This window comes from Winogradskyella vincentii (assembly GCF_020166345.1).
Lineage (GTDB): Bacteria > Bacteroidota > Bacteroidia > Flavobacteriales > Flavobacteriaceae > Winogradskyella > Winogradskyella vincentii.
The window spans coordinates 64,975-86,730 of sequence record NZ_JAIUJS010000008.1; the positions used below are offsets into that span (position 1 = coordinate 64,975).

12 protein-coding genes are annotated in these 21,756 nt (G+C 34.9%); all 12 read left to right on the forward strand.

All coding sequences use genetic code 11. The annotated features are described in order from the left end of the window. The first annotated feature begins 25 nt into the window (after nt 1–25). The 12 genes from LBV24_RS12940 to LBV24_RS12995 all read left to right on the forward strand — a co-directional run bounded on the left by LBV24_RS12940 (nt 26) and on the right by LBV24_RS12995 (nt 21,666). Complete coding sequence (locus LBV24_RS12940; protein ID WP_224479079.1) at nt 26–3,208, forward strand: glycoside hydrolase 5 family protein; 3,183 nt, start codon at nt 26–28, stop codon at nt 3,206–3,208. A gap of 13 nt (nt 3,209–3,221) precedes the next feature. Then, entirely contained in the window at nt 3,222–4,658 is a 1,437-nt protein-coding gene (locus tag LBV24_RS12945) for a carbohydrate-binding protein (RefSeq protein ID WP_224479080.1), read from the forward strand. A gap of 17 nt (nt 4,659–4,675) precedes the next feature. After that, a complete protein-coding gene (locus tag LBV24_RS12950) occupies nt 4,676–5,533 on the forward strand; it encodes a glycoside hydrolase family 16 protein (RefSeq protein ID WP_224479081.1) in 858 nt (285 codons plus the stop codon). Between the two features lie 94 nt (nt 5,534–5,627). Then, nucleotides 5,628–9,077, forward strand: a complete 3,450-nt coding sequence (locus tag LBV24_RS12955) for a hypothetical protein (RefSeq protein ID WP_224479126.1) — start codon at nt 5,628–5,630, stop codon at nt 9,075–9,077. 12 nt (nt 9,078–9,089) lie between these two features. After that, nucleotides 9,090–10,385: a glycosyl hydrolase family 17 protein gene (locus LBV24_RS12960; RefSeq protein ID WP_224479082.1), complete on the forward strand. Its 1,296-nt coding sequence runs from the start codon at nt 9,090–9,092 to the stop codon at nt 10,383–10,385. 4 nt (nt 10,386–10,389) lie between these two features. Next, nucleotides 10,390–11,883 (forward strand): glycoside hydrolase family 30 protein, encoded by a 1,494-nt coding sequence (locus LBV24_RS12965; protein ID WP_224479083.1) that lies wholly within the window; start codon nt 10,390–10,392, stop codon nt 11,881–11,883. Between the two features lie 28 nt (nt 11,884–11,911). After that, on the forward strand, nt 11,912–13,477 hold the full coding sequence (locus tag LBV24_RS12970) for an MFS transporter (protein WP_224479084.1): 1,566 nt from the start codon (nt 11,912–11,914) through the stop codon (nt 13,475–13,477). A gap of 24 nt (nt 13,478–13,501) precedes the next feature. Then, nucleotides 13,502–14,419: a glycoside hydrolase family 17 protein gene (locus LBV24_RS12975; RefSeq protein ID WP_224479085.1), complete on the forward strand. Its 918-nt coding sequence runs from the start codon at nt 13,502–13,504 to the stop codon at nt 14,417–14,419. A 15-nt stretch (nt 14,420–14,434) separates the two neighbouring features. Further along, nucleotides 14,435–15,325, forward strand: a complete 891-nt coding sequence (locus tag LBV24_RS12980; protein WP_224479086.1) for a glycoside hydrolase family 17 protein — start codon at nt 14,435–14,437, stop codon at nt 15,323–15,325. A gap of 90 nt (nt 15,326–15,415) precedes the next feature. Next, nucleotides 15,416–18,715 carry a VCBS repeat-containing protein gene (locus LBV24_RS12985; protein WP_224479087.1) on the forward strand — a complete coding sequence of 1,100 codons (3,300 nt, stop codon included), beginning with the start codon at nt 15,416–15,418 and terminating at the stop codon, nt 18,713–18,715. Between the two features lie 208 nt (nt 18,716–18,923). Then, nucleotides 18,924–20,279 (forward strand): T9SS type A sorting domain-containing protein, encoded by a 1,356-nt coding sequence (locus LBV24_RS12990; protein WP_224479088.1) that lies wholly within the window; start codon nt 18,924–18,926, stop codon nt 20,277–20,279. Between the two features lie 94 nt (nt 20,280–20,373). Beyond that, on the forward strand, nt 20,374–21,666 hold the full coding sequence (locus LBV24_RS12995; protein ID WP_224479089.1) for a T9SS type A sorting domain-containing protein: 1,293 nt from the start codon (nt 20,374–20,376) through the stop codon (nt 21,664–21,666). The last annotated feature ends 90 nt before the right edge of the window (nt 21,667–21,756 follow it).

Below are 21,756 nucleotides of genomic sequence, written 5' to 3' on the forward strand. Positions count from 1 at the left end.
ATAATAAATTCATTAAATAAACTATATGAAAAATAATCTTATTGTACTTTTCTTCATGTTTTGTGTGTCATTTGCACTCGCACAAGCAGATAAAGTAAGCGTAGAAAATAGTGCTGATGGTTCTCGACTACTAGTTAATGGCGAAAGCTTTATGATTAATGGTATGAATTGGGATTATATTCCAATTGGTACTGATGTGGTAGATGCTAGTTTCTGGACTAAATCAGACGATGTAATCAAAGCTGGTTTAGATACTGAAATGTCCTTACTAAAAAATATGGGCGTTAATGTTATAAGACAATATACTGGTGTTCCTGCTAAATGGATTCAGTATATCTATGAAAATTATGGAATTTATACAATGCTGAACCATTCATTCGGTAGGTATGGTCTTACTATAGATGGTGTATGGACACCAGTGACTATTTATAATGATGAAAAAACTTCAGAACTACTTATGTCTGAAATTACTACTCTAGTTGAAGACTATAAGGATACTCCGGGTTTGTTACTTTATCTTTTAGGTAATGAGAACAATTATGGTTTATTTTGGCAAGGAGCTGAAACTGAGGATTTCCCTGATGATGAAGATCAAAAGGCATTTATTGGTGAGTCACGTGGACGACCTATGTATAAATTAATGAATGACGCGGCAATAGCTATGAAAGCTATAGACCCTAACCATCCAGTCGCACTTTGTAATGGAGATGTTCTATTTATTGATATCATTGCAGAAGAGTGTAAAGATGTAGATATCTATGGTACTAACACCTATAGAGGAGCCTCATTTACAGATATGTTCGATGTAGTAAAGGAAAAGACAGGTTTACCTTTAATGTTTACTGAGTTTGGTGCAGATGCATTTAATGCTAAAGAGAATCGTGAAGATCAAAAGGCTCAAGCTTATTATATGGTAGAGAACTGGAAAGAAATCTATCAAAACGCAGCTGGTCTAGGAAAGGCTGGAAATTCAATAGGTGGTTTCACATTCCAGTTTAGTGACGGATGGTGGAAGTTTGGATTTGACGATAGAAAGAATGCCGATGTTCATGATAATAATGCATCATGGACCAACGGTGGATATGCTATTGATTTAGCACCAGGACAAAATAATATGAATGAGGAGTGGTTCGGTATTTGCGCAAAAGGTGCAACTGACGAAAGAGGTTTATACGATCTATACCCTAGAGCTGCCTATTATGCTTTAAAGGAAGCACATAGCCTAAATCCTTACGATGAAGGTATGACACAAGAGTTCGTAACAAATTATTTTAAGAATATCCAAATTATGGATCATGTTCTTAGGGCACGAGGAGATAAAGCTGCTTTAGGGGGAAACGATTCACAAAAGATTAGGCTAAGTCAACTTACCGCTAGATTCACAACATTTAATACAGGAGGTTCATTAATAACAACACCAGATAATGCAGATCCTAATGTTAATGAATTTCCAAATCAATTAGGGTTTGATCATATGCAATCATATTTCATTGGTGTGGAAGGTAATCCAGCACCAAACGTTAGAGCTAATGTTGTTTTTAACCTATTAGGTAATGTGGCTCAAAATCCAATTGATGAAATTTTTTATGAAAATCGCGGAAGAGTAGTCACTCTAGATACAGATCAGGGTGAGGTAACTCTTAATGATATTAATAGACTTAATATTTATCAAAGTGAGTTTGAGTGGAATGCAAAAGACTTTGATTTACGAGGGTTTTATAGAACAGGTCATTTCCATTGGCAATATGAAGGTGACTTCTTTGGTCTTTATCCGGAAGCGAATTATGGGCCAAACCTAGACATTTACGGTGGGGAGATTTTTGGGGCTGAAATTGATGGTAAAGGCGCACTAGAAGGACTTAAAGCTGCTTTTGGACCTCAATTATGGTGGGGAGCAAACCCAACTATGTTATTTAAATATCATAAGAAAGTAGGTAAATATGATGTTACAGGTATTTATCACCGCGATGTAGAAAGAGACTTAGAATTTGATGCAACTGGGCGTCGTGTTTTAGATCAAAATCAATTACGAAGTGGTATTATCCCAGCATGGCCAACAGAAAGAGCAACTTTAGCTGTAGAGAGAGAGTTCGGGAAATTTGATGTTACAGTCGGTGGTATTTGGGGTGGTAGTCCTTTAAATGGTAGTTCATTCCAAATGTATGAAGAAGAGAATGATGTTGTTGTTATAGATAAAATTAATAGTGATGACAACTGGGGTGGAAAAGCAAAAATCACTTATACAGGAGGAAGATTTAATATGTACGCTCAAGCAGCATACATGGGCTTAGTAGCAAATGGTGGATTTGATGCAACAAGAACCTTTACAGGCTGGAGATTAAAAGATACAGGAAGTAGTAATGTTACAAACTTTCTTTCTGGATTTACATATTCTTTTGGAAATCTGCAAGTAGCACCAAATTTTATGTGGCAAAAACCATTGGTTGATCCAATGCCAAATGATGTGAATGCTCCAGGGAGATTAAGAAATGTTATTGATGATCCTTTTGCAGTTAGACAAGGTAATAGAGAAATGACCGCAGGTGAAATTTTATTTTCATTTGACCCTACGCCAGGTACTTGGATGTACGAGTGGAATAATGATAGAGCTGAGGATGCTAAATTTGCGATGAATTTAGGTTTTGTATACCAACATCTGCCAACTACTATGGATGCACATATTGGTTTCTTAGCAAATCGTACTTTCTTTGCATTTCCAAATTCTGCACCAGCAGAAGATTTATGGGAAGTGCACTCTAGAATGGTGTCTAAGGTGACTTCTGATCTTGGAATCATTGGAAACTTCTATTATGGTAATGCACAAGCAAATGGTGATAGTGATAGAACTATTAAAAGATTTGGTGGTGACATTAGAGCTATTTATAAGAAAATGAAATTAGAAACCCACGTTAAAGTTAATGATTGGGGACCTTTTGATTATCACAGAGATTTTAACTTAACATTTCCATTACAGTTAATGTTGGATATTTCTACATCATTAGGAAAACCAGATTGGTTCATTTTACCAAGTACTACAATTGGTCTAAGAGGAACATGGAGATCACTTGATGTGAATTCACCTAGATATCTTCCGAATCAAGTTCCTCCAAATACATTTCCACCTGTGGCACCTATAAGTCCAGTTGGTTTTCCGGATGGTTCAGAATGGGAAATTAGAACCTATGTTCATATTAATATTGGAAAATAAAAAATAGCAAACGATGAAGAATATAAAATTAAAACATTGGAGAACAGCACTTGCCATATTTGGCCTTATGGTTATAACGATAAGTTGTGAAAGAGGATTCTCTGATGACGTAGAATTAGCGACTTTTAATCCTAACGGAGAAATATTTACTGATATACCAATAGGTTTAAATGACTCAGTTTTCATATCATTTGATCCTGCAACTGGAGCTAATGTAGAAGGTTTTGATGTTGATAATGACGTGGCTTTTGAAGGTTCATCTTCAATTAGAATTGATGTTCCTACACCAAATGACCCAGAGGGAGGCTATATTGGAGGAATTTTTAAAGACCGTGGAGCAGGTAGAGATTTAACCGGTTATGATGCATTAACGTTTTGGGCTAAAGGCTCAACTACCGCAACTGTAGGAACCTTTGGATTTGGAACAGACTTTGCGGAAAATAAATATGCTGTTGAAATAAATGATGTTGAACTGTCTACAACTTGGAAAAAAATAATAATTCCAATTCCAGACCCATCAAAATTAGTACAGGAGAAAGGAATGTTTTTGTTTGCAGCAGGCACGCAAAGCACAAATGGAGTAGGTTTCACCTTTTGGATGGATGAGATGCGTTTTGAGAAGTTAGGTACATTAGGACAACCTAGACCTGCAATTCTTGGAGGACAAGATCAGACCGCACAAATTAATATTGGTACGTCATTACCATTATCAAACCTTACTCAAACATATAACCTTCCTAATGGTCTAGACGTTACAACTTCTTGTACACCTGCCTATTTTGACTTCGAAACCTCAAATCCATTTGTGGCTTCTGTAGACGAAGGTGGCGTGGTTACTGTTGATGGTCCTGGTGAAATTGATCCTGAAACCGGTTTGGTGGATAATACATCTGTAATTACTGGTTACATGGGAGGAGTTTTAGCCTCTGGGTCATTAACGGTTCAATCTGTAGATATTGATGTCATTTCTATATTTAGTGATTTATATGCCAATGTACCTGTAGACAATTATAATGGTTTTTATTTCGATGGCTTTCAGACAACTTTAGGAGGTGCTATTGAAGAAAATGGTAATAATATTATCGATTACACAGAAATGAACTTTGTTGCCATTGAGTTTTATGGAAGAGAAGGAAGTGGTGTGCCACCTGTAGATGCATCGGATATGACACAATTGCATATTGATATAAGAGTAAATGAAACTGTTGATCCATCAGACTTTTTCAGAATTGAGTTATTCAATAATTTCACTACAGGAAATCAAGTTGCAGGAAGCTTTACAATCTCGGGTAGCGAGTTGTTAAGTAACGAGTGGGTGGAGTTTGATATTCCGCTTTCAAGTTTTGCTGGCTTAAGTGCACAGGATGCTTTAGGTGCATTTATTTTTGTGACAGATGGTACAATTGCAAATGTGTCTTTAGATAATATTTATTTCTTTAATGAAAACTAATAAAAACTTTGCTAAATATGAAAAATAGAATTTTAAATACTAAAATAAAATCAGGCCTCATTTATAGCTTATTATGCGTTGGGATTATGGTTTTAATTACTAATTGTGATCCAGACGAAACGCAAACAGTAGCTCAATTCAATAATTTGTCATGGCATGATGAATTTGAAGTTGATGGAGCACCAAATAGTGCTATGTGGACATACGATATTGGAATAGGAGATAATGGTTGGGGAAACAATGAACTTCAATATTATACCAGCAGACCGGAAAATGTAGTTGTTGAAGATGGTATGCTTAAAATCACGGCAATACAAGAGTCTTTTGAAGGATCAGGTTATACATCTGCCAGGCTTTTAACCAAAGGATTATTTGAACAACAATATGGTAGATTTGAAGCAAGAATGAAATTACCTTACGGAAAGGGCATGTGGCCAGCATTTTGGTTATTAGGATCTAATATAGATGAAGTCAGTTGGCCATTTTGTGGTGAAATAGATGTTATGGAAAATGGAGGTTCTAATCCTACAATAGTGAGTGGTGCCGTTCATGGACCAGGATATTCTGGTGGTAACCCTATTAAAAAAGAATATGCGTTTGAAAACTCTCGTGCGGATGAATTCCATATATATGGTATTGAATGGGGACCAAGCTATATCAACTTTTATGTAGATGATGTTTTATACAATCAAATAACACCAGAAAGCTTAGATGCAAAAGATGTTGATAGATCTAATTGGGTATTTGATAATGGGCCATTCTATATGTTAATTAACTTAGCAGTTGGTGGAAATTTTGATGGAAATCCTAATGCAGATACTGTTTTCCCTCAAACAATGTATGTTGATTACGTACGCGTTTTCTCAGCAAATTAAATACCAATTAATAGCAAAATTAAAAAGGTCAAGGGATCACATTCTTGACCTTTTTACCCACAATATAGTAAGTAGTAATAACTAATTAAATTTTATTTTGAAAGATACTATTACACAAGATATTAATGTGAAATTAGAGCCCATAACAATTGATAACAAGGCTTATTTTAAAATTTCCAACAGTAATAGAATGCGACCATTTTTTATGAGCATAGTAAGTGATTCTGATCACTGGATGTTTATATCTAGTAATGGCGGATTAACAGCGGGAAGAAAGAATTCTGAATACTCAATTTTCCCTTATTACTCTGACGATAAAATAACTGAATCATCTGAAATTACAGGTTCAAAATCGATTTTTCAGGTAACCAAAAATGGAGAAAAATATATTTGGGAACCATTCTCAATTAGATTTCAAGATAATTATAACACAAGGTGTAACTTATATAAAAGTGTTTATGGAAACTCCGTGATTTTTGAAGAAGAAAATCTAGACCTTGACCTTGTATATAGTTATGAGTGGTGTTCAAGCGATAAATATGGTTTTGTTAAAAAATCAACACTTTCAAATAGCGGCGAATCACCTGTAGAGGTTAATGTTTTAGATGGTATTCAAAATGTTTTGCCTTATGGTGTGAATAGTGCACTACAAAATGCAAGTAGTAATTTAGTTGATGCCTATAAACGTACAGAATTAGTTAAAGAATCTGGTATAGGAATTTTTGCTTTAAGTGCTATAATTGTAGATAAAGCAGAGCCAAGCGAAGCATTAAAAGCAAATGTTGTATGGTCCTTAGGAATTGAAAACCCAAATTACCTGTTGTCCTCTCTTCAACTTGATAAATTTAGAAATTTTGTAGATGTAGACTTAGAAACTGATGTAAAGGCTGAGAAAGGTGCCTATTTTATAAATTCAAAGATTCAGCTTGTTCCTCAGTCCAAAAAAGAATGGTTATTCGTTGTAAATGTTAATCAGGACACATCAGATATTGTTGAAATCTCAAAAGCGATTAGTGAGGAGAGTAAACTTTTACAGAAGCTTGAAGATGATATAGCCTTGGGTACTGAAAATCTTGTAAAACTGAATGCTGCTTCTGATGGACTACAATTATCATCAGATAATTATAGAGATACTAGGCATTTTTCAAATACCCTATTCAATATTATGCGTGGTGGTATTTTTGACAATGGCTATACAATTGAAAAATGGGATTTAGAAAAGTATTTAGCAAAGGCAAATAAAAAAGTATCGAGAAATTCTGAAGATATTATTAATGCCTTGCCAGAAACATTTTCTGTTGGAGTACTAAAAGAAATTGCATACAAATCTGATGATAAAAACTTCAGAAGGTTATGTCTAGAGTACATGCCATTAAAGTTTAGTCGTCGTCATGGTGACCCGAGTCGTCCATGGAACAAATTTTCAATTAATACAAGAGATGAAGTAGATGGGTCTAAAATATTAGATTACGAAGGTAACTGGAGAGATATTTTTCAGAATTGGGAAGCCTTAGCATGCTCTTATCCTGAGTTTATTGAGAGCATGATTCACAAGTTCCTTAATGCAACTACATTTGATGGATATAATCCATATAGAGTAACAAAAGACGGCTTTGATTGGGAAATAATTGAGCCAGACGATCCATGGTCCTATATTGGATATTGGGGAGATCACCAAATTATATACTTACTTAAGTTCTTAGAATTTATAGAAGAATACACACCAGGCAAGCTTGAAAGCTTCTTTGATAAAGATCTATTTGTTTATGCAAACGTTCCTTATAAAATTAAACAGTATGAGGATTTACTTAAAAATCCTAAAGATACAATTGAGTTCGACGAGGAATTAGATCATAGAATTCGTCAAGATAGATCTGAGATTGGTGCTGATGGAGCATTATTGAGAGACGAAAATAGATTTATTGTAAAAGTAAATTTCATTGAAAAAATATTAGCGACTACTCTAGCTAAATTATCCAATTTTATTCCTGAAGGTGGTATTTGGATGAATACACAACGCCCAGAATGGAATGATGCAAACAATGCTTTAGTTGGTAATGGTGTGTCAATGGTTACGCTCTATTATTTAAGACGATTTTTAAAGTTCTTCGATGAGGTTTTTGATAAATCTGAAGCAGAATCAGTTGAAATTTCTCAGGAATTAAAAGTATTTTTTGATGCAATATTCGGTGCGTTTAAATCAAATTCACAAATATTATCTGAGTCAATTAATGATAAAGACCGCAAAATAGTATTAGATGCATTGGGTCAAGCAGGTAGTAATTATAGAGAGCAAATTTATAATAATGCATTTACAGGCAGAAAATCTGAGTTAACAATTGATTCACTTAAGGAATTTGTAGATATAAGTCTTAAATTTTTAGAACAGTCAATTGAGGCAAATAAAAGAGAAGATAATTTATATCATGCCTACAACCTAATGACGGTTAATGATGATAATACAGTATCTATTTCTTACTTGGATGAAATGTTAGAAGGACAAGTGGCTGTATTAAGTTCTGGATATCTTAGTTCTAAGGAAAATTTAGCTGTATTAGATGGTTTAAAAGCAAGTAAGTTGTTTAGACCAGACCAGTATAGTTACATCCTATATCCAAATAAGAACTTAAAAGGTTTTATGGATAGAAATTCTATACCATCAGAAGCCGTAAAAAGTTCTGAATTATTGCAATCTCTTGTAGCAGACAATAATGCACATATAATCAATAAAGATGTTAAGGGAGATTATCATTTCAATGGAAATTTCAAAAATGCAAATGATTTAAAAGAGGCCCTTGACAATTTAAAAGACTCAAATTATGCGGAATTAGTTGAGAAAGATGAGCAGAATGTACTTCAAATCTTTGAAGATATTTTTAATCATAAGGCGTTTACAGGCCGTTCAGGGACATTCTATGGCTATGAAGGATTAGGATCTATATACTGGCATATGGTTTCTAAATTACTTTTGGCTGTAATGGAATGTTGTCAAAAAGCTATTGGCGAAAATGAATCTCCAGAAGTAGTTGGAAGATTGTTAGAGCACTATTATGAGATTAATGAAGGTATTGGTGTGCATAAATCTCCAGAATTATATGGCGCCTTCCCAACAGATCCATATTCTCATACACCAGCGGGTAAAGGAGCACAACAGCCAGGAATGACCGGACAGGTTAAGGAAGATATCTTGAGTCGCTTTGGTGAACTGGGAGTGTTTTTTAAGGATGGATTACTTGTATTTAATCCATGCATGCTAAGAAAAAATGAGTTTTTAGAAGAAAAAAGAACTTTCAATTATATAAACGCGAAAGGGAATGATTCTTCAGTGCAAATAAATGAAGGGCAATTGGTATTTACATTTTGCCAAGTACCTGTTATTTATTCAGTATCCAATGAATATAAAACAGTCGCGTCACTCACTGATGGTTCAGAAAGGTCATTTAACCAACTTGGTTTAGATGATGCTACTAGTAATGAAGTTTTTAGCCGTTCAGGAAAGGTAGAGTATATCACTGTTCATATTAAAGAAGAATATTTAAAGTAAAATTATAGTATCATGAAAAAAGGAAAAATAATAGTTTGTGTTTTGTCTTTGTTTATCATGATGTCTTGTAATGAAGAAAATAAAAAGGATCAAGAGTCTTTAACCCAAATAACGAAAGAAGTGACAGCAAAAGAGATATTAGGAAATCCGGATTATTTAGCTATTTCATATGGAGGTTATCGTGAAAAATCTAGGGATAGTCAACCAACGATTCCGCAATTGAAGGAAGATCTAAGAATATTATCGGCAATGGGAATTAAGGTGCTTAGAACATATAATGTTCAGCCAAAACTACCACATGCTTCAAATATTTTAAAGGCTATTACTGAGTTAAAGGCAGAAGATGAGAATTTTGAAATGTACGTAATGTTGGGTGCATGGATTGATTGTCTTAATGCTTGGACAGATAAAGAACCTGATCATAATGTTGAAAGTCCAAATAACGCTGGTGAAATTGACAGAGCTGTTGCTTTGGCTAATAAATACCCAGATATAGTTAAAGTGATTGCTGTAGGAAATGAGGCCATGGTAAAATGGGCCACTTCTTACTATGTGCAGCCAGATGTTATTTTAAAATGGGTTAATCATTTACAAAATCTTAAGAAGGAAGGCAAATTACCTAAAGAGTTATGGATTACAAGCTCAGATGATTATGCGTCTTGGGGAGGTGGAGAAGATAGCTACCATGTTGAAGATTTAGAAAAATTGATCAAGGCTGTTGATTATATCTCAATGCACACATATCCATATCACAACACGCACTATAATCCTGAGTTTTGGGGTGTGCCAGAGGCACATTCAAACATGCCATATACAACCAAAATAGAAATGGCAATGGAACGTTCTATTAAGTTTGCTCAAAAGCATTTTGATAGTGTAACAAATTATATGAAAAGTGTAGGTGTTAATAAACCTGTTCATATTGGTGAAACAGGTTGGGCTACAATATCTAATGGGCATTATGGGCCAAACGGTTCGAGAGCAACAGATGAGTATAAACAAGGTTTGTATTATAAGCAGATGAGACGTTGGACCAATAGAGCTGGTATTTCTTGTTTTTATTTTGAAGCTTTTAATGAACAATGGAAAGACTCTCATAATGCAAAAGGATCAGAAAATCATTTTGGTTTATTTACAATTGATGGTAAGGCAAAATATCCAATTTGGGATTTAGTTGACAAAGGAATATTTGAAGGTTTAACCAGAGATGGTAATGTGATTTCTAAAACTTATGATGGCGATAAAAATGCACTTTTAGAAGAAGTGTTGGTACCACCTAGTGAAGAAGAAATTATGGCAAATAGATAAAATTATGAAGCTACTTAGATTTGGCATTTGTTGTCTAATAATTACAGCTATGAGTTGCAAGGATCAAGAACAAAATGAGTTGATTGCAGATGTTTACGAGACTTCAGCAAGTGGCAACCAATTGACCCTTGTCACCGAATTTGAAAAATTGGATTCAACATCACTAATCAAAATAGATCCAGATCAAAAGTTTCAGACTATAACAGGTTTTGGAGGTGCATTTACAGAATCTTCCGCTTATTTGCTTAATAAACTGAGTAAGAAGAACCGAGATACAATTTTACAAGCATATTTTAGTGAGGAAGGTGCAAATTATTCACTCTGTAGAACACATATGAACTCCTGTGATTTCTCTTTGGGGCAATATTCCTATACACCAACTGAAGATAAAGATTTAAAGGATTTTTCGGTTAAAGAGGATATGGACGATTTGATTCCTATGATTAAAGAAGCCAGTGCTATTTCAAAAGATGGATTTAAGCTATTTGCTTCCCCTTGGACTGCACCACCATGGATGAAAGATAATAAAGAATGGGTTGGAGGTAAACTTTTACCAGAACATTATCCAACGTGGGCTTTGTTCTTCTCAAAGTATGTGGATGCATACAAAGAAGAGGGTATTGATCTTTGGGGATTCACTGTAGAAAATGAACCACTAGGTAATGGAAACAACTGGGAAAGTATGCATTTCACACCAGACGAAATGACAGATTTTGTTGTTAATCATTTGGGTCCAAAATTAGAGACAGATGGGAAAGGCGATTTAAAAATCTTAGGCTACGATCAAAATAGAGAGCATTTGAGTGAATGGGTGGATTCTCAATTTAAGAATGAGGAAACGTCTAAATACTTTGATGGCACAGCGATCCATTGGTATGCAAGTACGTATGAGATTTTCGCGGATGAACTGCAAAATGCACATAGTAAAGCACCTGATAAATTACTTATTCAGTCTGAAGCATGTATAGATGCACAGATTCCTGTTTGGAAGGACGATGCTTGGTATTGGAAAAAAGAGGCAACCGATTGGGGTTTTACTTGGGCACCAGAAAAGGACAAACATTTACATCCTAAGTACGCGCCTGTCAACCGTTATGCCAGAGATATCATTGGTTGCTTAAATAATTGGGTTGACGGTTGGGTAGACTGGAATATGGTTTTAGATACCAAAGGTGGACCTAACTGGTTCAAAAATTGGTGTATTGCTCCAGTAATTGTAGATCCTGATAAAGATGAGGTTTATTTTACACCACTTTACTACACAATGGCTCATTTCAGTAAATTTATTAGACCTGGTGCTGAGGTATTAGGAGTCAATAAAACGGATGATGACCTAATGGTTTCGGCATCAAAAAATACTGATGGTTCAATAGCAATTGTAGTTTTTAATGAAGGAAAAGAAGCTAAGAACTTTACGTTAAGTTTAAATAATGAGACAAAGAATATGGGAATAAAAGGGCAGGCAATTCAAACTATTGTTATCCCTTCAAGTAAATAAAATTAACACTAACGAACTAATTTAAATTATGTCTAACATCGCTACTCCAAAAAGAGATAAAGTGCCAATGGGTCAAAAGGCTGCATTTGGTGCTGGTCATTTTATATTAAATATCTTACCAGGTACTTTAGGTGTCTTTATCCAATTCTTTTTATTAACCGCTTGGGGAGTTGATCCTCTTTGGGCTGGTCTTTTAGGTGGATTACCTCGAATCTTTGATTCTATAACAGACCCTATAATGGGCTTCATTTCTGACAATACCAAATCAAGATGGGGACGTCGAAGACCTTATATTTTTGTTGGTGCAATATTAAGTGGAATTTTATTCTTCTTAATGTGGCAACTAGATGATAATGCGTCCCAAACCTATATCATTTGGCATGTGATGGTTCTTCAGTTATTGTTCTTAATTGGTAATACCATGTTTGCAACTCCTCTTGTAGGGTTGGGTTATGAGATGACTTCAGATTATAATGAGCGTACGCGCCTTATGGCGTTTTCTAATACAATGGGGCAAATTGCTTGGATGATAGTGCCATGGTTGTATGTTATTATACCAGATTCTGAGACATTTAATACACAGACAGAAGGTGTAAGGACTATGGCTCTAATTGTAGGTGCAATGTGTGTGGTGTTCGGAATATTACCTGCACTCTTTTGTAAAGGAATTGATTCTTCTCATATGGAAAACCGTAAAGAGATCAATTTTAAATCACTCGCCTCTAACATGAAGGAATTGTTAGCAGGTATAGTTCAGGTTTCTAAGAACAAACCATTTATGAAACTTTGTGGAGCCACATTTTTGGTATTTAATGGTTTTCAATTAGTAGCTGCATTTGGCGTATTTATTATTGTTTTTTACATGTACAACGGAAGTTATGAATCGGCAGGTACATGGCCTGCGTGGTTTAACACCATAAATGCTATTATTACAGCATTTATAGTAATTCCAATTATTTCTAAAATGGCCAATAAATGGGGTAAGAAAAACGCATTTATTATATCAACCGTTCTATCTATTGTTGGTTATATATTGAAATGGTGGGGATTTGATAAGGAATTGAATAATGAATTTTCACAAACAGGATTGGCAAAAAGTTTGAATTCTGGAGTAAGCTCGATATTTGAGTCTTTAAACCCAGTTTTAGATAGCATTGGTATGTCTTGGTTTAGTATTGATCCTGGGACGGAAATTCCGTGGTTAATATTTGTTCCAATTCCGCTCTTTGCATTTGGTATGGGAGGATTATTTACATTAATGATGTCTATGACTGCAGATGTATGTGATTTAGATGAGTTGGAAAACGGAATGCCAAGAAAAGAAGGAACATTTGGCGCTATATACTGGTTAATGGTAAAGATAGGTCAGTCAATTGCACTTGTTCTAGGTGGTGTAATATTAAGCGTAGTTGGTTTTGATCCTAATGTTACGGAACAGTCGGTTGAGACAATGAATAATTTGAGAATAGCAGATATTATTGTTCCTTCCGCTACAGCAGCACTTGCGGTTTGGGTAATGTGGAAATATAACCTAACGGAAGAAAGAGCAAGAGATATTAAAGCAGAACTAATAGAACGAAGAGGAGAATTGTAATAACTTAAATAAATAAAAAAATAAATGGGTTACAGAAGAGAATCTTATTATAAATATAAAAGGTATAGTCAAATAGCTACTCAAGGAATAGATGTATCAAATCTATCATTAGAGGAACTTAAAAGTCTTTGGCTTAAAACAATGAATGATGGTTTTCATGGTATATGTTTTAGTATGTACGAAGATGGACAGACACCAGGAGATCATATTAGTTACGAGCAGGTAGAACGTCGTATAAGTATTTTGAAACCGTATGTGAAGGCTATCCGATCATTTTCTTGTATTGAAGGGAACGAACATGTTCCTGTTGCGGCTAAAAAACAAGGGATGAAGACTCTTGTGGGTGCATGGTTAAGTGATGATAAAGAAGATAATGAAAAAGAAATAGAAGGCTTAATAGCACTTGCAAAAGCGGGCCATGTTGATGTGGCGGCAGTTGGTAATGAGGTATTGTATAGAAATGACTTAACTAAAGAGGAACTTTTAGGGTATATTAAAAGAGTTAAAGATGCTCTACAGGGACTAGATATTCCTGTTGGTTACGTCGATGCATACTATGAGTTTTCACGCCACCCTGAAATTGTGGAACTTTCAGATGTGGTCTTAGCAAACTTGTATCCATTTTGGGAAGGTTGTCCTATAGAATATGCCTTAGGACATATGCAGGCAATGTATGGGCAGGTTGTTGACGCAGCACAGGGTAAACCAATTATTATAACTGAAACCGGATGGCCAAGTGAAGGAGGAAGTTATAATGGAGCGGTTGCAGGTGACGTAGCAGCAATGAAATATTTCATAGATGCTATTAGATGGACCGAAGAGAATGATATTCCTATTTTTTACTTCTCATCCTTTGATGAATCATGGAAAACTGGAGATGAAGGAGATGTTGGTGCTTATTGGGGACTTTGGGATAAACATGAAAATCTGAAATTTAGTTAATGTAAATTTATAAATATGTCTCGACGAGAGGAGAAATATTTTGCATTAGCTTCTATAGATTATCAAGGGAAGTCACTGAAGGATTTAAAAGTAATGTTTAGAAAGACCTTAAAATCTGGTATGCATGGATTATGTTCTAGCCCATATGTGGAAGGGCAAAAACCTGGTGATCTATTATCAGAAGATCAAATTCGTAGAAGGCTGGAGATTATGAAACCTTACACAAGTTGGATCCGTTCTTTTTCATGTACCGACGGTAATGAAATGATACCGAAAATTGCAAAGGAAATGGGAGTAAAAACTCTTGTAGGAGCTTGGTTAGGCGATGATCCTGAAATCAATGAAAAAGAATTAGAAGGGTTAATAGATCTTTGTCATAAAGGATTGGTAGATATTGCAGCTGTTGGTAATGAAGTGATGTACAGAGGTGATTTAACCGAGGATGAGTTGCTGGATAAATTGTATTACGTAAAAGGATCGATTAAAAATTTAGATGTACCAGTTGGTTATGTAGATGCCTATTACGAATTTGAAGAAAGACCAGCCGTCACAGAAGCATGTGATGTCATATTGGCAAACTGCTATCCGTTTTGGGAAGGCTGTGATTTGGATTACTCATTATTGTACATGAAGGATATGTACAACAAAGCAAAAAGGGCTGGCAAGGGAAAACGAGTTATAATAACAGAGACGGGTTGGCCAAGTGAAGGAACAAATCTACAAGGTGCTTTTCCTTCAGAAGAGAATGCTATAAAATACTTCATTAATGCTCAAAAATGGTCTCAAGAAGAGGATATAGAAATGTTCTATTTCTCCTCTTTTGATGAATCATGGAAAGTGGGTGCTGAAGGTGATGTAGGTGCTTATTGGGGAATTTGGGATACGAATGAACAACCAAAGTATTAAACACGTTTTTTAACAATTCTCTATATTTAAAAATCTGGATTAATCTCCGCAATTACATATCTTTACCTTCAGCTAATTATTTAATGAAAGATGAAGAATATTTGTAAGAGACTAATCCAGATTTTTTGTTTATGCCTTTTTATTTGGAGTTGTAGTAACCAACCAACTCGAGATTTATATCCAGAAGAACTTATTGGAGGTTTTGAATTATTGCCTTCAACAATGACTGGTATTGACTTCAGTAATACAATTAATGAGTCCAAGATGTTTCATCATTATTTTTTTAGTCAAATTTATCTTGGATCTGGAGTAGCTATTGGAGATATCAATAATGATGGTCTTGCCGATGTGTTTTTTGGAGGTAATCAAGTTGCAGATCGATTATATCTAAATAAAGGAAACTTTCAATTTGAAGATATAACCAAGAAATCAAAAGTAGCTCGAAATTCTGGCTGGACTTGGGGTGTTTCTATGGTAGACATTAATTCCGATGGTTATCTTGATATTTATGTGAGTAGAAATGGAAATTCGCTTAAGCTGGAGGATAGGCGAAATCAATTATATATCAATAATCAAGATTTAACTTTTACAGAATCAGCACAAAAATATGGTTTGGCAGATATTGGTTTTTCAACAGAAGCGGTCTTTTTTGATATGGATAATGATGGAGATTTGGATATGTATCTAGTTAATCAGCCTGCAGATAAGAAAGTTCTTTTAACAAATAAGGTTACACAAAGGGATGCTGAGTCCTTTAAGGATAGACTTTACAGAAACGAAAATGGAAGATTTAGGGATATTTCTGAAAGATCAGGAATTTCAAGGGAACTAGCTTATGGTTTGAGTGTAAGTGCTTCAGATTTTAATAATGATGGTTTTATAGATTTATACGTAGCAAATGATTATGCTCAACCAGACTTCATGTATTATAATAATGGCGATGGTACTTTTACCAACGTAATTAACGAACAATTAAGGCATATAACTCAATTGAGTATGGGTTCGGACACTGGAGATATCAATAATGATGGATTAATTGATCTTATTACAACCGATATGACGCCTGAAGATCATTACCGGTCCAAAACTAATATGGCCTCAATGAGTACAGAAGCATTTAATATGATGGTAGATGCTGGAGCTCATTATCAATATATGACCAATACACTTCAAATCAATACGGGAATGGGTACATTCTCTGATATTGGCAATATGGCTGGTATGGCTTATACCGATTGGAGTTGGTCAAGTTTAATGGTGGATCTTGATAATGATGGCTTAAAGGATATTCTAGTGTCTAATGGTATTAAAAAGGATGTAGATAATAATGACTATAAATCAATATTAAACTCCTTAAATAAAGACTCAACCACCGTAGATTATTTGTTTGAAATTAGTAAAAATGCACCTTCACAACCTATTTCCAACTATGCCTTTAAAAATAAAGGAGATTTTGAATTTCAAAAAATGACAAAGGAGTGGGGATTTAGTACACCTAGTTTTTCTAATGGAATGGCTTACGGTGATTTGGATAATGATGGAGATTTGGATGTAGTAGTTAATAATATTCAATCTGAAGCATTTGTATATAGGAATAATGCGACAGGGAACTTTCTAAAGATAAAATTAGAAGGCTCTATGAACAATAAATTCGGTTATGGAGCTAAAGCAATTATTTATCATAATGGAAAGAAACAAATAGCTGAGAATCTAGTAACGAGGGGTTATTTTTCTTCTGTAGAGCCACAATTGTTATTTGGTTTAGGTAAAGATACTATGATAGAAAAGGTAGAAGTTATTTGGCCAAATGGTAAAGTAAATGTTTTTGAAAATATCAAAGCTAATCGAGTTATTGAAGCAGATATTGCAGATGCGAAAGCAATTAGAATACAGAAGGAAAAAAGTGATCCATTTTTTGAAAATATTGATGTTCAAGACTTAGGGTTAGATTTCACACACAAAGAAAATGAATATGATGATTGGAAAGAACAAATATTATTACCGCACAGGTTATCTCAAAACGGCCCTTTTTCCGCCACAGGAGATATCAATGGTGACGGATTAGAAGATATGTTTGTTGGTGGTGCTAAAGACCAATCAGGTGTTCTTTACATACAAAATAGTTCAGGTAAATTCTCTAAGAACAGTTCACAACCATGGAATTCAGATAGTGGGTCTGAAGATCTGGGATGTTTGTTTTTTGACGCAGATGGTGATAAAGATTTAGACTTGTATGTGGCTAGTGGTGGTAATGAGTTCAAATTAGGGGATAATGCATTACTAGATAGGCTCTATATTAATGATGGCGTAGGGAATTTCAGTAGAGATTTAAGGGCCTTGCCATCTATAAAACAAAGCTCTCAAAGTGTTGCTTCGTCAGATATTGACAATGATGGTGATTTAGATTTGTTTGTGGGCACAAGGTTAATTCCTGGACAATATACGTTTCCTGCTGACAGCTATTTACTGATTAATGAGAATGGTAAATTTAGAAAAGCCTCTACAGAAAGAGCTCCTGCTCTAGAAAATATCGGAATGGTTACTGATGCGGTGTTTACTGATATTAATAAGGATGGAACACAGGATTTAATGATAGTTGGTGAATGGATGGAAGTGAAAGTACTTCTTAATGAAAACGGAAATTTTGAAGATAATTCCACAGATTTTGGATTAGAGGATACACGAGGCATTTGGTGGTCTATCACAGCAGCAGATTTAGATGGGGATGGCGATGAAGATTATGTCTTAGGTAATTTGGGTAAGAATAATAAATTCAAAGCTTCTGAGGAACATCCTTTTAAGGTTTATGCCAATGACTTTGATAATAACGGCACTAATGATGTGGTATTGGCTAAATTTTACAAAGACGATTATGTGCCAGTTCGTGGTAGGGAATGTACGAGCCAGCAGATGCCTTATGTGGCAGAAAAGTTTGAGGATTATCACAGTTTTGCATCTTCTAAACTATTTGAAATATTACCAGAAGACAAGGTTGATGATGCTGTAATTTACGAGATTAAAAGTTTTGAGAGCATTGTTTTAATCAATGAAGGAGATCATTTTGTTAAGCGATTATTACCTACTGCTGTGCAGATTTCACCAATAAAATCGTCTTTGGTAACTGATGTGAACAAAGATGGGATAATGGATATTGTCTTAGCTGGAAATCATTATGGTGTTGAGGTAGAAACCACAAGATACGATGCTGGATATGGCGCCGTACTTTTAGGAACAAGTGATGGAAATTACGTGGTACAATCACCAAAACAAAGTGGATTTTATGTACCTTTTGATAGTAGGAATTTATCTCAAATAACAATTAATGGTAAAGAATCCATTGTTGTTACAAACAACAACGACCAATTAAAAATATTCAGTACCAAGGGTTAATCTATTATGCTGTATAGTTCCATTTTATAGAGAATAAATAAAGAGCATAAATATAAATAATTATAAATCAGTACTTTAAATAAATATACTAATTGTCCTACAAAACGTTAAAAATTGACTTGTATAGTTTTTGTATAGGTTGCTTTTCACGTTTTTTTGAATTATATTCACGTTCTTGTATGAAATATTAACTAAATAATAAACAAACATGAAAAAAATTACTTTTTTATCTTTTCTTTTATTGTTCTCATTAGGGTTTTCGCAAAATCTGTTGACCAATGGAGACTTTGAAACAGGTGATGGTTCCAATTGGGGCGGAAATAGTACTAACGGTACTAACATCAATGTGATTGATGATGGTTCGGGTTCTAATTTCGTTAACCAATCAATTATTACTACAGCAGGTGATGTATGGCGAGTTGGTATTGACCAAGCGGTAGCGTTAACTCAAAATGAGACCTATACACTTTCTTTTGTTGCTTCAGCAGATGCCAATAGGACAATCATTGCAGGTATTGGCAAGGCAGGTGGTGATTTTGCGTCAAATACTGTAGAGCAAGCTATCACAACAACACCAACTGCTTATACAATGGATTTGGTTGCAAATTTTGATACAGTTGCAAATGGAAGTAGAGTGCTTTTTGATTTAGCAGCATTTACGGGTACAGTTACTTTAGATGATATATCTTTAGAATTAGTTGTTACTACATGCAACAATGGAGTGCAAGATGGTGATGAAACTGGTGTTGATTGTGGAGGTGCAATATGCCAACCTTGTGCGAACCCACCTTCTGGACCACCAACTGTGGCGCCACCAGCTAGAGCCGCAGCAGATGTGAAATCGGTTTATAGCAATGCATATACCGCTGAGCCAACTGATGGAGCTCAGACTTTTGGAGGTGCAGTGACAAGTGAAATTGATTTTTCTGGTGATCAGATCGTTTCAGTGACAACTCCAGTTTCAGGCGCAGGACTACAATATCAGTATTTTGGTGTTCCTTTTCTAGACCTGTCAGGAATGGATACTATGCATTTCGATTTTTATTTTGAAGGAAGTGCGAGTGCTGCAGGAACCGTACTTATTGTAATAGCTCAGTATTCAGACGGTACAAATATTCAAGAGAACTTTGATGTTACATCTTTAGCTTCTAACACATGGCATCAGTTTGATGTTGATTTTTCAGATTTCGACGGTAATCCTACATATGCCAGAGATGAGATACAACAGGTTATCGTTCAAGTAGCTGGTCCTGAAGGTCAATTAGTTGGCCCATTTTATTATGATAACTTATACTTCCATAATAATATGGTGTTAAGCACAGATCAATTTGAAACAGCTGAGTTTAGTGTATTCCCTAACCCAACAAACGGTGAGTGGAATATCAATAGCAATTTAGAGATGAGTAAAGTGGCTCTATTTGATATTTTAGGTAAAGAAGTATTAACTATTACACCTAATGCAATGGAAGCAACAATCGATGCTTCTTCATTCAAAACTGGTGTTTACTTCGCTAGAATTGAAGGTGTAAACGGTACTAAAACCGTAAAACTGGTTAGACAATAAGTCTATTTTGTAATAGATTACTTATAAAAAGTGGTTGTTATAACAACCACTTTTTTTGTAAATACTAACTTTATTTAACTAAAATTCAATCTTTATGAAAAAATTTACATTCCTGTTCTTGGCATTGGTCATAACACTTGGAATTTCTGCTCAAGAATTACCTTTAGATTTTGAAGTTCCTGAGGATGATAATTGGAGCACTTTTAATGGTGCAACAGCTATGGTTGTGGTGGACCCAACTAATGCCTCTAACCAAGTGTTAGAGTTAACAAGTAATGGTGCAGACTTTGATGGTGCATCTATCAACATGGGGACATATATTGATTTATCAGATGATAATAATAACACTATAACTTTAGAGTTTTGGACACCAGATGCAACACCTAGAACACATTTGCTCAAATTAGAAGGAGCGTCAAGTAGTCCTACAGTTACAGAATTATACTTTAGCACTACAGCAGCCGGATGGCAAACCGTAACTATTGATTTTGGCGCAGGTTTATCAAATGATTATCCAATTTTAGTGTTATTTGCGGATTCTGGGTCAGGTAATACTGCAACAGGGACATATTATATTGATGATATAGATGGGCCAAATGGAGCAATAATTCCACCAGACCCAGTACCTTCTGGTCCGGCAAATGTACCGAACGCACCGGATTCAGAAGTTTATAGTATCTATAATGATAACCCAGGCTTTTCAACTAATTTTCCGGTTGCTTACACTTTTGGCACCCTTTCTGGTGAACCAGATTTAGACCCTTCAGTTACAGAGAATAAAGCACTTAAATTTAATTTTGGAGTCGCGGGTTGGGGGCAAGGTGAAGGAGGTCCTGATGATGTATCTTCATATAGCTTTGTATCATTTGATTATTGGGCTGGCCCTACGGTTGTTGGTTTTGATTTTGTATTAATTAGCAACAATGGTGGAATTACAGAACATAAGTACCAAATCAGTATTCAAGAACCTGTTGTGAATGAAGCTTGGACTAAAGTTCAAATTCCTATGTCTTACTTTACAAATATTGGTTTTGCAGATACGGCATTATGGCAATGGAAATTTAGTCCACTTAATGATAGTGTAGATAATAGTGGAATTGTATATGTTGATAATATTCTATTAACTCAAAACTTACTTTCTATAAATGAATTTGAAACTGCTAGTTTTAGTGTATATCCTAACCCAACAAATGATGTTTGGAATATAGAAGGTATTTCTGTTATGATTAAAGTTGCCTTGTATGATATTTTGGGCAAAGAAGTATTAACGATCACACCTAATACTACTGCGGTAACAATAGATACCACTACATTTAAAACAGGTATATACTTCGCTAAAATTGAAGGTGTAAACGGTACAGAAACTGTTAAGCTTGTTAGACAATAATCTAATTGATGCAATTATAGTTTTAAATTTAAAGCGTGTTAATATTTTATAAGCACGCTTTTTTTATTTTAAGTTTTCAATTAACTAAAT